Raw genomic sequence first — 14,480 nt, 5'->3', positions numbered from 1 at the left:
CCCTATACTTTTAAGTGCTTGCGTACTGTGAAATAACTTCCGATAAAACCAATACCAACACCTAATAACAAACCAATCGGAAGCAGGAAACGATATACATACGTTACCGGCAGGAAATTGATAATGTTATTCAGTATCTGGAACTTCGTCAGTACATACTCTACCGCCTTGCCATACAATCCGTACAGTAATGCCAGCGGTATAACCGCACCAATCAGACCCATGATCAGACCTTCAATTACGAACGGTGAGCGGACCACAAAGTCCTTCGCACCAATATATTTCATAATTGCAATCTCTTCCTTGCGGACCGTAATACCCATCGTAACCGTATTACTGATCAGGAAGATGGAAACACCAAACAGGATGATGATAATTGCAATGGAAACATATCCGACGAGCACATTCACGCTGGACAATGTATTTGCCACAACATCAGACTTGTTGACCTTTCTGACCCCGTCGAGACTCTTTGCAAACTTCACAAGATCCTGCTGTGTCGCCGCAAGAGACTTGCTCCTGACCGAAAGGCTCTCTTCATCATTATCACCTGTCTTCATATATACTTCATAGTTATCAGATCCGGCCAGCGGGTTATCATTCTTAAAACCGTCCGCCAGTTCTGCATTATCACCAAAATAATCATTCTTAAATTTGTCCCATGCATCATCTGCTGAAACAAACTTCACATCTGCAACATCGTCTCTGCTCCTTAACTGCTCCCCGATGTTGTCGATCTGGTCCTGTGTTGCCTCATCATCAAAAAATACGGTGATGGCCACCCCTTCCTCTGCTGACTTAATAATATGCTGGAAGTTCAGCAGGATGGAGAAGAACAGACCAAACAGGAAGATACAGGCTGACATCGTTGCGACAGATGCAAGCGAGAACATCTTATTCCTGCCGATATTCTTAACACCTTGTTTTCCTACGTATCCTAAAGTACTAATCCTCATCGAAATACCCACCTTTTTGTTCATCACTGACGATAACGCCCTGTTTCATCGTTATGACGCGCTCGTTCATCTCGTTTACGATTTCCTGGTTGTGAGTAACAACCAAAACAGTTGTCCCTCTCTCATTCGCCTCTTTCAACAGACTCATGATCTCCCATGAATTTGTTGGATCCAGGTTACCAGTCGGCTCGTCGGCCAACAAAATAGCAGGTTCATTTACAATTGCCCTTGCAATTGCTACACGCTGCTGCTCTCCCCCTGACAGCTCCTTCGGGAATGACTTATACTTCTGTGCCAGTCCCACAAGTGAAAGTGCCGCCGGCACCTTCCTTTTGATCACACGCGTAGGTGTCTCTGTAACACGCAGTGCAAATGCAATGTTCTCATAAATATTACGGTCTTTCAACAGACGGAAGTCCTGGAAAACGACTCCCAGCCCCCTTCTGTACTTTGCAATGTGACGATGTCTCATCCGGTTCAGGTTCTGCCCGTTAACGATAATCGTCCCTTCCGTCGGATCCAGTTCTTTCATAATCAGGCGAATCAGAGTTGATTTACCTGAACCGCTGTCTCCCACAATGAAAACGAATTCGCCACGCTCAATTTTTACAGACACGCCGTTTAGCGCAGCATTGCCTTTAGAGTACTCCTTCGTTACATTTCTTAATTCAATCATATGTTCCTCCTAATTATTCATACTCCGTGTATATCATCCCAAGCGGTCCCCATGCGTCCCGCCCCTCTTATCTGATAGATTCTAGTATTCCAATGATTCCATATACTTCATGTACTTCACTACCATAAGGGCAATCTTGAACGTGATCGCATCCTCAAAGACACGAAGGTCAAGGCCTGTGCTCTTCTGCAGCTTATCAAGCCGGTATACCAGAGTATTTCTGTGAATATACAGCTGTCTTGACGTTTCTGATACATTCAGGCTATTCTCAAAGAACTTATTGATAGTCGTCAATGTCTCCTCATCAAAATCGTCCGGAGATTTCCCCTCGAATATCTCCTTGATAAACATCTTGCAAAGCGGAATCGGAAGCTGGTAGATCAGTCTGCCGATACCGAGCGTGCTGTATGCCACTATGTCTTTCTCATCGAAGAAGATCTTGCCTACATCCAGTGCAAGCTTTGCCTCTTTGTAAGACTTGGAAACTTCCTTGATATCGCTGACGATGGTTCCATATGCAATATGGATATGTTCTTCATCACTCTCATCCCTCAGTGTATCAAGCATATCTTTTGCCATCTTCTCAAGTTCCCTGCCGCCGTCTTTGTCAGAAAGTTCCTTTACGACAATAATATTCTTCTCGTCAACAGCTGTAATAAAGTCCTTGGACTTTCCTCCGAGAAGGTTCCTTACATTGTCGAGTGCCACGCTGTCTTTTTCATGAGATGTCTCAATAATAAAGATAACACGTTTTACTTCTGTGTCAATATGTAATTTTTTGGCCCTGTTATAAATGTCCACCAACAGAAGGTTATCCAGAAGAAGATTTTTAATAAAGTTATCTTTGTCAAACCTCTCCTTATAAGCAACTAACAGGCTCTGAACCTGAAATGCTGCAATCTTGCCGACCATGTATACTTCTTCGCTCTCACCGCCGGCAAGCAGTACATACTCTAACTGCTGCTCGTCAAAAATCTTAAAAAACTGGCATCCCTGAATCACCTGGCTGTCAGCAGGAGATTCTACAAAAGATAAGACAGCACTCTCATATTCCTTCGAATCATCAAATGTAGTGGCAAGCGCCTTCCCTTCCGTATCCAGAACACAGAAATCAATTCTGGAAATCCCTTTAAGGCCTTCAATCGTGTTTTGAAGTATTTGATTTGAAATCATACTTTATCTCCTCCGCTCATTCTCATGTGCATTTTTCACAAAGTTTTAGTTCCCGTAAGATTGAGAACGCACATATATAAATTATATATTAATGCATAACGTCAAAAAAATAAAGAGGAAATCCACCTTTTTTATGCATTTCCTCATATATTTTACAAAAAATTCATATTTTCGAAACTATACATAGTTCACAAAATTATTCTTCGTTCAAAAATGCTTCCATAATTTTCCGGGGCCGCCGGAGAGTCCGGGCTGCTTTTTAACAGTAACTTTTAATTCTCTTTCTTTTCTTTTTCCACCCTGTAGCGGAATATCTTTTTGATAAAAAACCGGCGTACCCTGCCCGTCTGTCTCTCGCCGTAATTGCGGACAAGTGTCTGGCCACACCCCAGCCACACTCTGGCATTGAGCAAAGCACTGTTATTTACAATGAACTCTTCCTGAAGCGGTGACGGCAGCACGGAAAATATACAGTCCGTCTCCGCGCCGTTCACTTCATTGATCACTTCTTCCTTTGATTTTCCTTCAGCATCCAGGATGCCGGTTCCAACGACTATGATTCCTTTATTATACTTCTCAAGGGCCTCTCTGAGTTTCTCAAGCTCCTGTTCTGAACCTGCAACCAGAAATATCCGCTTCCTGTTCCTCTGGAGATAACGGAGGAACATCTTTAAAAACATTTTATTTGTAACATCTTTCAATAAACTTTTATCCAGTATCTCAGCGGCTTCCAGGATTTCTTTTTCACCTGGGAGCACGAGGTCTATCTCTTTCGTCTCTTCTTTCCATTCAGGGCTGTCCTGTCCCTGCATGAGCATATCCAATGTAACAATTTCTATCGTATTGATGGACTCACTCTGCATGTACTCAACGGCCGCCTTCATGGCAGCCTTTGCTGTGAAGCCGTCAATCTCCACATCAAAGATATTAATCCTCTTTTCCATTCACATCACCTATGCTTCTTCTCCCCAGTCGTACAATTGTATCAAAAAATCATAGTTTTTTCAACTCTTTCGTTTTCTTTTCGTAATGAGGCCTCCGATCCTGCCTGTTTCTTTTGAGGATAATGAACGCCATCCTTCCGCCATCACTTTATCAAGAAGCCCTAATTCTTCGGCTATTTCGTACTTTACTTTTTCATCCGGTTCCAGATTTTTCAAGTCTATTGGTTTTTCTTTTTTTGCTGACATATTTTTTTACCTACCTTTCTTGTTTGGTAGGAGTATTGCCTGTATGCCGGAAGACATTCAAAGAAGGTGCAGAAAAAATGATAGAATGCATAAAAACCGCCGCGGAACCGTTTGCTTCCCGCGGCGGATTTTTATGTTTCATATCCTGATATTATACTGTGCCGTTTACCGTAGTCCATCTGGCACAGCGCCTGTTTTCAAGATGCTTTGTATTAAACCGGCTCATCCGGAATGATGATAGCGGCTATAAAATACGCCACAATCCCTGACCCTGTACAGCCCAGCAGGACTAACAACAGACGTACCAGAGTTGCGTCAATATTGAAGTACTCCCCTACGCCTCCACATACTCCACAAATCATGCGGTTGCTTCTTGAACGGTATAATTTTTTCTGTGACATAATGATTCCTCCTCTATTATTGATACTAAATGTGATTGGTTCTCCCGTAACTGCAAAGGACAGGGGACTTTATAATGATGCTCCGAAGGATACTTCTATTTCTCCTATACCGCAGTCTATCTCCATTTTTTTGCCGGTGCCATTGTCTATATGGCGCTTATTGCTCAGACCGGTGTAGCTGTCATTTCCCACTTTCAACTGGCCTATACCACAGTCTAATTCATAATCATAATCGTTTTGACCGTCTGTCAGGGCGAGTTCTATACGGCCTACCCCGCACTCAATTTCTGAATTGCGTGTTACGGTCCCAGATAATTTTGCCTCACCGGCACCACAGTCAACATTGAGATCCTTTACTTCAAACTGCTTCACAACTGCCCTGCCTGCCGACACATTGAGATCCAGGCACCCGGCATTTATACTTTCTATTGAAAGCTGGCCCGCGCCTACTTCCAGCGATACATCTTCCAGGGCCCTGTCCTTCGGAACCTGAATGACCATTGTCCCTGCATCTTTTATGCTGATTTTTTTCCATAGGTTATGAGTTGTTTGATCTTCTATTTTCAATTCACCGTCTTCCTGTTCCAGAATCAGGCGGTCTTTCAGCTTTTCATTTACATCACTTGTGTCTACTATGACTGAATCACCACTGCCTTCCTTGACAACTACCTGCATGTAACTGAGCTCCAGATCAATTTCTCTGATTCCCTGAAAGTTATGCACATCCTGTCCAGACGCTGACACATGCGATTCTCCATCGTAATAGTCCTCATGGTCTTCCATGTCATAATGATCGTAATCGTCGTAATCTTCCCAATTATTATGGTACCATAAAACTCCGTGTCTGTAGTATTCCTCTGTTCCGTAGGCACTGCGGACTTCCGACAGCGTAGCCCCCATAATAGTGCCTGCAATACATAATACGATGCCTGCGCCTAAAACAGATATACACACAATCCAGAAAATCTTCCATCCTTTTTTCATTGGTTATGACACCGCCTTTCTGTGGAACGGCCATCTGCAGATATTCACAATGCATCTGAAAATTGCCGGGTATACTATAAAGCAGAGTCTGACCGACGCTACAACGGCAATCAGGCCCAGAATAAAGATGATTAATCCTGATCCGCTTGTCAAAAGTGCAACCGGAAGTGCAGCAATTATCTTGGTCAGGCCCAGAATAAAGATGAAAAGTCCCGCTCCCATCAATACCAGGGCACCTATAACTAATCCGGCGAACAGTCCAAACGAGGCACATACAAGTCCGATGCAGATTCCCACGATACCGAGCAGGATCGGCCATCCTACAGGGATAACCGCCAGAGCGATCAGGATAATCAGAACAATTTTTAACGTCTTGCTTGTTCTGGGCCCTTCTTTGTATTCTTCCCCGTTCTTATATGAATCACTGCCGTAGCCCTGCTTTCCATATGACTGGCCGCCGTCTGTACTGTGGTAGGTATAGCCGCCCTCTGCCCTCTTATAACGGTTCGGCCTCGGTACCGGGTTGTTTTTCTGGTCAAATCTGGAATCTGAGTATCCATGTTCCGTAAATTCACCGCTGTCACTGTTATCACCCTTTAAATCAGCTTTGATCATCGCAGCTACCTGCTCCGGGCTTCCTAGTTCTTTTATCACCTGTGCCTCATTCTCTTCCCCGGCATCTTCAAAGTAATCCGTATAAAACTGAAGAGCCTCACTTCTCTCCTCCGCCGGAATTACTGCCAGCAATGCCTCAAGCCTATCCATAAATTCTTTTCGACTCATGCCGTTACACCTCCCTCAAATATCTCGTTAATCTTGTTCGAATAAGTCTTCCATTCAACTCTGTACAAATTCAGCTGTGCCATTCCCTTTTCTGTTACTTTATAGTATCTCCTGTTGCGGCCGTCAAACTGTCTGTCATAAACTTCCAGGCATTCATCCTTCTGAAGACGCCTCAGTACGGGATACAGCGTTGATTCCGATACATCAATCGCCCTGCGTACGTCCTGGGTAATTTTATAACCGTAAGTACCTTCACTTTCTCTGGAGACAACCGCAAGGACAATTGCATCCAACAGTGCTGCACCGGTGTTAAATACCATATAATCACTCCCTTATCATAGTATTATGAATCTTTTAATATTATCATGTGCTTAATATTACGAACTCATTAATATTATTTATTTTTCTATATTATATTATGTATAATATCATCTGTCAATCATTATTATAAACCTTTAGAATATCTTTAGGAATCTTTGGAAGATTTTTATGAATAAAACAGTATGAACCGTACCAGAAGGGCGGCATGAAGCAGTATGATTATGGGGATTCCGATTTTGAATTTGATTTTTTGGGTTTTGTGACGGAAGGTCTGCATTGCGAGGTATGCCCCTATGGAGCCGCCGGAGAGGGCAAGTAGGATAAGGGTATTTTCAGGAATGCGCCATTTGTTTTTTCTGGCTTTTTGTTTGTCGGCACCGTAAGTGAAAAAGGTAATGAGGTTTATTAGTATCATGTATATGATGATGTATTTATGCTGCACTATCGTTCTCCTCTCTTGTAGTTTTTTTGGCGGCTGAATCATTGCTGTGCCCCCTGCGGGTGTGCAGAATAGTGATTCAGCCGCCTATTTTAAACCTGAATTTCTTTTTTCAGGGTGAATGAATAGATAATTTTTTCTTTCACTTTCTTTCCGAGAAGCTGCTCCAATGCCTGAGCGTAGTAGTCGAGCTGGGCATGGTATTTTTCTTTGAGCTCCAACGCAGTACGCACCTTGTCGGTCTTGTAGTCGAGCACGGTCAGGGCACCGTCTTCTTCAAAATATACGTCTATGATTCCCTGAACAAGGATGGTCTCGCCACTTTGTTCTTCGGGATAGATTTCTTCGGCTTTTACGCCCAGCACGAACGGCTGCTCTTTTCTTAGCTGATTTCTGGCAGCGGCCTGATGCATTCTCTGCCCGCTTTCACAGTTCAGGAAGCCCAGTATGTCTGCTATGCGTATACACTGCGCCATGTCTTCGGAAAGTCTGCCTTCTTTTGCCAGCCTTTCGATCTCCTGCCCCAGTGTTTCTTCATTATATTGTTGTCTGAAATCCAGAAGCTCGAGCAGCCTGTGGTAAGCGCTTCCCCGGGATGCACCGCTGAGTTCGGCTTCCTCTTTCAGAAATCCGGGGAGAAGAGGTACGACCTCAGCCTCTTTGTATAACTCCTCTGCCGGCTCTTCTTCGAGGTAGGCACGTTTCTTTAACTCAGATACGGTAAACTTAAGCTTCAGTTTTCCTTCCAGCTCATACGGGTAAATATACCCCAATTGTTCCTTCAATTGATTTCCAAGCTGTTCATGATAAACTTTCCCAGTATCCCAGTGCTGAAGCACGTCTTTTGCTATTTCTTCGGCTTTTCTGTCCGCGGTTTCATTCACAGACAGATTCCAGCAGTCTTCTATACGGACTTCCAGAGGGATTTCCTCCGTAACCAATGGAACCAGCGGAAGGACCCAGTCCAGATAAGACCGGGCACTGGCCAGCATGTAGTACGGAAGGGCCTCTGTCTGCTTTCCCTGCCGCGGGTCTGCGCTTAATTTTTCCAGTACTTCCCGGGCATGGGGAAGCTGCGCCGTCATGATTAGTTTTTCCTTTGCCCTTGTCAGGGCAACATAGAGCACCCGGAGTTCTTCACCGAGATTCTCCCTTGTGATCTCTTCCTGAATCACTTTTTTCAGAATTGTCGGAATCTTTGTCCGTTTTTCCAGATCGATGGAATCAATTCCCACTCCCCACTCAGGGTGGATCACAATACTGCCTTTTACATCCTGTGTGTTAAACTGTTTTCCCATCCCCGCAACGAACACGATCGGGAATTCCAGTCCTTTACTCTTGTGGATCGTCATGATTCGCACCGTGTCGGACTGCTCATCTGCTATATTCGCCTCCCCGTAATCCACGTCGTATTTCTGAAGCTGCTCAATATAGCGCACAAAATTAAAAAGACCCTTATAACTGGTACCTTCGAAGGCCGACGCTTTCTCTACCAGCATCTCTACATTTGCCATACGCTGGGCACCGCCTGGCATGGACGCGATATAGATGCCGTAGCCGGTATCTTCAATAATATGCCAGAGAAGCTCATGGATTGCCGTGTATGGCACGGTATCGCGAAACTGCCGGTACACCTTTAAAAACTGCTGAAGTTTTTTTCTGATCTCAGAGTTTATTTCTGGTCCGTCCTCTGTGTGAGCACTTTCGTCTCCTGCATTTTCCAATGCTTCACAGGCATATCTGTTGACTGCATCATAAAACGGGACCTCCGGGAATGTGTTCCGGATATCTGCGAGCTGTTGTGCATCCAGTCCTGCAAATGGTGATGTCAGCACCGCCGTCAGCGGAAGTTCCTGACGGAAGTTATCCAGAATCTGGAGATAATCCAGCAGAATGCTGACCTCATAAGTTTCAAAATACCCCTCCCTGCTCCCCGCATAGGCCGGTATTCCCTCCTCCCCGAGTACTTCGGCAAACACATCCGCCCAGCCTTTGATGCTTCTGGTCAAAATCACGATGTCTTTATACATGGGAGTGCGGTAATTTCCCGTTGCCTTATCGAGAACACGGCCGGACTGCATCAGCTCTTTGATGCGCTTTGCCACAGCCCGGGCCTCCATCTGTTTTCCGGTCCCTTCTATAATATCCATGCTGTCGTCTGCATTCTCACGTACCCCATCCGGTATCTGGTCCGCGGACGTATCCACCAGCAGAAGTTCGGCCTGATTGATTGTGTTCCCCCGTTCATCTGTCTGGGGGTCGTAAGCAGCCCCCGGATAAAGTGCCGCCTGCTCATCATAGAGTATTCCGCCCAATTCTTTCCGCATGATATGTTCAAAAATAAAGTTGACACTGCTTAAGACTTCCTCCCGGCTTCTGAAGTTCTTGTGTAGATCAATCCTCTGCCGGTCGCTGTCTTTTTGACTGTAAGTGTCGTATTTCTCCATAAACAGCTCCGGCCTTGACAGACGAAACCGATAGATACTCTGCTTCACATCACCGACCATGAACACATTATTTTTCCCTCTGCTCACGGTAGAGACACTTGTCAGGATTGCCTCCTGAATCAGGTTGCTGTCCTGATACTCGTCGATCATGACCTCTGTGAACTGTTCCTGATATTCACGGGCTACCGGGGACGGGACAAGCTCCCCGTCCTTTGTAACGGTCAGTATCTTCAATGCAAACTGCTCCATATCGCTGAAGTCAATCATATTTTTGCTCTGTTTTTTCTCCGAAAAATGATCCCCGAACTGCTGTACCAGTCCTGACAAAACGGCCATCGAATCTGCCGCCTCCTGCATATCCTGCATGATTTCCTGTGGTTCTTCATAAAAGTACATAGCCGCCATGTCTTTGCACATTTTTTTGACTTTTTCACGCATGGCCTTGACTTTTTCTCTTTTATCCACATCAACAGACTCATCTTTCTTCACAGAGAGCCGTTTCCAGGTGGTCTGCCCCACTGCCTGATACATTTCCTCAAAGGAACCGGCCTCTGCTATCCGGCCAATCACACTCCGGTCAGCTTCGAGCATGTCCCCGTACATATACGGGCCATCCGGCATATCGCACACCACGAGCCCTTCTTCTAATATAGAAAGCATGTCCCCCGCCTTCTGGCGGACAAGTTCCTTTACGCGCCTCATACATGCAGATTCTTCCAGGTCTTCCCCGTGGGTCCTGTAATCCTGTGCACAGCCTTCCAGCCACGCGTCTGGCTGTGGATAACTTCTGGAATATTCATATAGTTTGAGGATAATTTCCTCAATCTTCCTGTCATTCCTGCCCGTCCCAAACTTTTCGACAAATTCCAGAAATGGAATCCCACCTTCTGCGTAGCGCTCTTCCAGCAGTTCATCCAGAACATCCTGCTTGAGAAGCTTCAGCTCCCCTTCTTCCGCGATGCGGAATCCCGGGTCAATGTCCAGCACATGGAAATGGTCACGGATTACCGACAGGCAGAAGCTGTGTATAGTTGTGATCTGGGCACTGTGTATGAGAGTTGCCTGACGCTGGAGATGTACATTTTCAGGATGTTCCTCCAGAGATTTTTCGATCGCCTCACGGATTCTCTCTTTCATCTCGGCGGCCGCAGCCTCGGTAAAGGTCACGATGAGGAGCCTGTCCACATCCACCGGATACTCTGCATCTGTAAGCATCTGGATGATTCTTTCTACCAGAACGGCCGTCTTTCCGGAACCTGCTGCTGCCGAAACGAGTATATTCCGTTCTCTTAAATCAATGACCTGCTGCTGTTCGCTTGTCCACTTAACGCCCATTTTCCTGACCCTCCTTTCCTGTTTTCTGTTTCATCTGTTCCACAACCTCTTCCTTACTCAGCTTTTCGAGCCGTTGATACTCGTATCCTTCCAGTCCGGGCTCAAATCCGCAGATGTCGCGGTAAGCGCAGTAGTCACACCCAGTACTGTTTCCCATTTCAAACGGCCGTGCCCCTGCCTCTCCGTTCATGATCCGTGTTCTTAGTTCCTGCTCTTTCTGTTTCGTATACTCTAACAACGTGGAAAACTCTGCCGGAGCAAGCACCTTAGAATAACGGTTCAGGCTTCCGTCTTTATTTTTTCCGACTGGGATCAGATTCGAGGTCCCGCTCAATCCCTTCTCCAAATGTTCAATTACGGCATCGTCTGCATTGACAAGTCCGTCCAGCTTCAGCTCCTTCAGTAATTTTTCCTCCAACAGTACCTCATTCTTCTCTTTCTCCACTATGGGGTCCTTCATGCGGTAATAAAAAACTCCGGCCGGCAGGATTTCCTGCCCGGGATGGCGCTTTTTCTCGATGTCCATCGCCGCATTGAGGTACACCGGGAGCTGCATCTGCAGGCCGTGGTAAAAGGATGTGATGTCAAAACTTTTGGAGCCGGTCTTGTAGTCCGTGACTTTCACATAGACTTTATTCTCGTCCTCGCATGTATCAATCCTGTCGATCTTGCCGCTTCCAAATTTCATCTCATAACCGCTCGGCACAAAATCACCTTTTTTAAGCTGTTCTGTCAGTGCCCATACGGAACGGTGGATCAGTTTTTTAATCCTCGTTACCATATACTCGTTTCTCGCGCTGCTGAAAAGGACCGTATTTCCGTAGTCCACAATACTTTCCTCCACACTCTCTTCAATCAGCTGCGTGCGCATCTTTTCATCCATATCCGGCCATGTAACCCTGCCTGCATCTGCCTTCCTGGCAAACCGTTCCATCGACTGATGTGCGATGTTTCCGAGATCAATTGCCTCAAACTGGTACTGTTCCCTCTCTGAAAGCCGCAGCCCGTATGTGAGAAAATGTGCATAAGCGCAGGATGCAAAACGCTCCAGCCTGGTGACACTGAATCTGGATGCATCACCGTACAGAAGTTCCGCCGCTTTTTTCGTCAGTCTGTCCGGCTCTTTCCTGAAAAACGCGGCTTCCAGCATCATCTCTGCCGCACCTTTGCCGCTGTCTTTCAGACGGTTCTGTGTTTCGCTGGCAATATACCATGAATAGAGTTCCTTCCATTCCCCGCTCAGTCCGAAAGCACGGCTGCGAAGACCATCGATCAGGTATTCCATTGCGGTCTTTTGGGTAAGCTCCTGATCCGTAAGTCCCATCTTCTCCTCATCCACAATCTTCAGTTCAGGGTACAGACGCCTGATATCCTGAATCAGATAGGCTGGGCGGAGGCTTTTTCCTTCCGCCGAAACTTTACTGAAAGAGAGCGACAGATATTCTGTCGGTTTGGTCAGGTTCATGTATAAATAGAATTTTTGAATATAGGTCTTTTCTTTTGATCCCGGTGAGAGTGCGATTTTTTTCTCCGTAAAATGCTCCCTGTCACGCTCCGACAAAAGCCCGCCCTGCCCCAGATTTCCCGGCAGGAGTGTGTCATTGGCCCCCACGAAAAATAAGGCTTTTACATCCTTTAAACGTGTTCTCTCCACATCGCCGATCACCACCTGGTCAAGACTGGGCGGGATGACTCCGACTTTTGCTTCTTCCAGCCCTGCATCCAGAAGTTCACAGTACTCTTTTAAGGAAATCTGCTCATCCCCCAGAAGTTCTACAAACTTATCGAACAGTTCGATGACGATCCTGTATACCTGGGCATACTCCTTGGCAAGTGCAAGCTCCCCCTGCTCCTGAAAGCGGTCTTCCATTTCCTTTAACCGGATCTGGCACTGTTGTTTTACGAGAAACGTGTAAATCGCGGCGGTGATGTCCTTCACGGTCTTTCGCCGCTGCTTTAGTACGTAGACCAAAGCATCTATATTTTCCACAAAGCGGACCCTCAGATGGTTCAGTGTGGCAAGCTCTTCCTCCTCAACCCCGGCCGTCCGGCGTACCCATGCGCCCTGCCATTTCTTATACCCTTTCAGGCCCAGGGCGAGCACATAGTTCTCCATCCGGTCCACTTCCTCGTGGGTAAATCCCGCCATCTGTGTCCGGAGAAACCGGAAGACACTCTCATAAGAAAATCCCTGTTCAGCCATAGCCAGCAGGCTTCTTAAATATTCTACAAAAGCATTCAGGAGAATGCTTTTCTTGTGGTCCATAAACACAGGTATCCCATAACTGTCACAGGCCTTTTCCAGACAAACGGCATAGGCATTCAGGTCACTGGCGATTACCGCGATATCCCGGTAACGCATTCCTTTCTCCCTGACCAGATACCGGATCCGGGAGGCCGTATATTCCGCCTCTTTCTTCGGGTTTCTGGCTGCATGCACAGTAAGCACGTCCTGTTCCCTTTCATACTGCCGCTTCGAATACCGGAAGATTTCCGACTCCAGAAATCCAAGCACCTCGTTGTCTTTAAAGCGGTAAAGGGGCCGCTTGTACAGACAGACCGCGTCTTCAATCTCCACATGGCAGTCTCCGGCAATCTTCACCAGACTCGTAACCATCTGCTTGCTCAGCGCAAAAAGCTGGTAAGGGTGCTGGTACACATATGGGTCTTCCCGCCCATCCAGCACCGCCGTAACCATAACCTTCCTGCAGACACGCATCAGTTCTCCGAGCAGCTTATTCTGCACAGGGGTAAATCCCGTGAACCCGTCCAGCACAACCACACTATCCTTCAAAAGAGCAGACTGCGGAACCGCATCACTCAAAACATCCAGCAGTTCCTCCTTTGTAATATATTGATCCGCCAGATACTCTTCAAAACCTTCATACACCTTCCGGATATCCTGGAGTTTATAGTAAAGATAACTCTCCGGCTCAATTTCCTCCATAAACTCATCCAGCTCATCAAACCCGATGCCATACTGGGTAAACTCCGAAATAACAGACTTCACCTCACTGATATACCCCTGTTTCTTCAGATTCCCCTTCAAAACCTTCAGGTCCTCCTCATAATCCCCCGCAATCTTGCGCAGGATCAGATTCTTCCCCTCATCATCCAGCACCCGCTTCGTATCCCCTCCCGTTTCCTCAAAGATACGGTGCGCCAGCCTTCCAAAGCTCAGTATATCAATATTCATAATCCCATGCCGGGGATGCATCGTACACAGATCCTTCTGCGTCTGCATCGTAAACTGCTCCGGAACAAGAACAAGATAATTCAGGTCCGAATTCTTCATAGATTCTTCAATAACCGTCTGATATAAATAATAGGACTTCCCTGCACCGGAATTCCCGAAAATAAACTGTAATGACATAGTATCCTCCTTTTCACTAACTACATTATTCTAACATAGGTATGAAGATAAACGCAAACACGCAAAGGGGTCAGACCCCTTTGCGCTCCGTTTTCTGAATATTCTAAAATGTATGAATTGTTTTTAACTTCCGTCCCCTGTTGGACCGCCATTGGTATATGATTTTGTATTGACTTCCCAGATTTTTTCTGATACGATATTTTCAGATTATAAAGACAGGAGATGAAAGAATGAAGACTTTTTCTTGCTAATGACACACGCATAACAAAACAGACAGACGAGAGGACATTGTCCGTTTTTTTGTTGTGCAATCGCAGGAAAGTCTATTCATTTTTCTTCTCATAGCATACCAGACTGATTACGCCCGGGAACCGCTTTTTTTGAAGCGGGCATGGTCAGATC

At 46.0% G+C, this 14,480-nt stretch carries 12 protein-coding genes; all 12 read right to left on the bottom strand.

All coding sequences use genetic code 11. The features are described from left to right. Positions 1-2: 2 nt before the first annotated feature. Positions 3-956 carry a permease-like cell division protein FtsX gene (ftsX, locus tag A8806_RS09705; protein WP_109730993.1) on the bottom strand — a complete coding sequence of 318 codons (954 nt, stop codon included), beginning with the start codon at positions 954-956 and terminating at the stop codon, positions 3-5. Beyond that, positions 946-1,632 carry a cell division ATP-binding protein FtsE gene (ftsE, locus tag A8806_RS09700; protein WP_109730992.1) on the bottom strand — a complete coding sequence of 229 codons (687 nt, stop codon included), beginning with the start codon at positions 1,630-1,632 and terminating at the stop codon, positions 946-948. The genes ftsX and ftsE overlap by 11 nt, the downstream gene beginning before the upstream one ends. 81 nt (positions 1,633-1,713) lie before the next feature. Further along, on the bottom strand, positions 1,714-2,805 hold the full coding sequence (locus A8806_RS09695; protein WP_109730991.1) for a PucR family transcriptional regulator: 1,092 nt from the start codon (positions 2,803-2,805) through the stop codon (positions 1,714-1,716). 272 nt (positions 2,806-3,077) lie between these two features. Further along, a complete protein-coding gene (locus A8806_RS09690; RefSeq protein ID WP_109730990.1) occupies positions 3,078-3,749 on the bottom strand; it encodes a WecB/TagA/CpsF family glycosyltransferase in 672 nt (223 codons plus the stop codon). A 60-nt stretch (positions 3,750-3,809) separates the two neighbouring features. Further along, positions 3,810-3,995, bottom strand: coding sequence for a small, acid-soluble spore protein, alpha/beta type (locus A8806_RS09685; RefSeq protein WP_109730989.1), 186 nt, complete (start codon positions 3,993-3,995; stop codon positions 3,810-3,812). Between the two features lie 212 nt (positions 3,996-4,207). Then, positions 4,208-4,396, bottom strand: a complete 189-nt coding sequence (locus tag A8806_RS09680) for a PspC domain-containing protein (RefSeq protein WP_109730988.1) — start codon at positions 4,394-4,396, stop codon at positions 4,208-4,210. Between the two features lie 69 nt (positions 4,397-4,465). Further along, a complete protein-coding gene (locus tag A8806_RS09675) occupies positions 4,466-5,380 on the bottom strand; it encodes a DUF4097 family beta strand repeat-containing protein (protein ID WP_109730987.1) in 915 nt (304 codons plus the stop codon). A gap of 3 nt (positions 5,381-5,383) precedes the next feature. Beyond that, positions 5,384-6,163, bottom strand: a complete 780-nt coding sequence (locus tag A8806_RS09670; protein WP_109730986.1) for a DUF1700 domain-containing protein — start codon at positions 6,161-6,163, stop codon at positions 5,384-5,386. Further along, positions 6,160-6,483: a PadR family transcriptional regulator gene (locus A8806_RS09665; protein WP_109730985.1), complete on the bottom strand. Its 324-nt coding sequence runs from the start codon at positions 6,481-6,483 to the stop codon at positions 6,160-6,162. The genes A8806_RS09670 and A8806_RS09665 overlap by 4 nt, the downstream gene beginning before the upstream one ends. Before the next feature lie 167 nt (positions 6,484-6,650). After that, on the bottom strand, positions 6,651-6,968 hold the full coding sequence (locus A8806_RS09660) for a DUF1294 domain-containing protein (RefSeq protein WP_109730984.1): 318 nt from the start codon (positions 6,966-6,968) through the stop codon (positions 6,651-6,653). Between the two features lie 47 nt (positions 6,969-7,015). Beyond that, the gene (gene addA / locus A8806_RS09655; RefSeq protein WP_109730983.1) at positions 7,016-10,705 is read right to left on the bottom strand and encodes a helicase-exonuclease AddAB subunit AddA; all 3,690 of its coding nucleotides are present in this window, start codon (positions 10,703-10,705) and stop codon (positions 7,016-7,018) included. After that, the gene (gene addB / locus A8806_RS09650) at positions 10,695-14,078 is read right to left on the bottom strand and encodes a helicase-exonuclease AddAB subunit AddB (RefSeq protein ID WP_109730982.1); all 3,384 of its coding nucleotides are present in this window, start codon (positions 14,076-14,078) and stop codon (positions 10,695-10,697) included. The genes addA and addB overlap by 11 nt, the downstream gene beginning before the upstream one ends. Positions 14,079-14,480: the final 402 nt, after the last annotated feature.

The organism is Faecalicatena orotica, assembly GCF_003149245.1.
Taxonomy (GTDB): domain Bacteria; phylum Bacillota; class Clostridia; order Lachnospirales; family Lachnospiraceae; genus Faecalicatena_A; species Faecalicatena_A orotica.
This window is presented reverse-complemented; position numbering and strand designations above follow the sequence as displayed.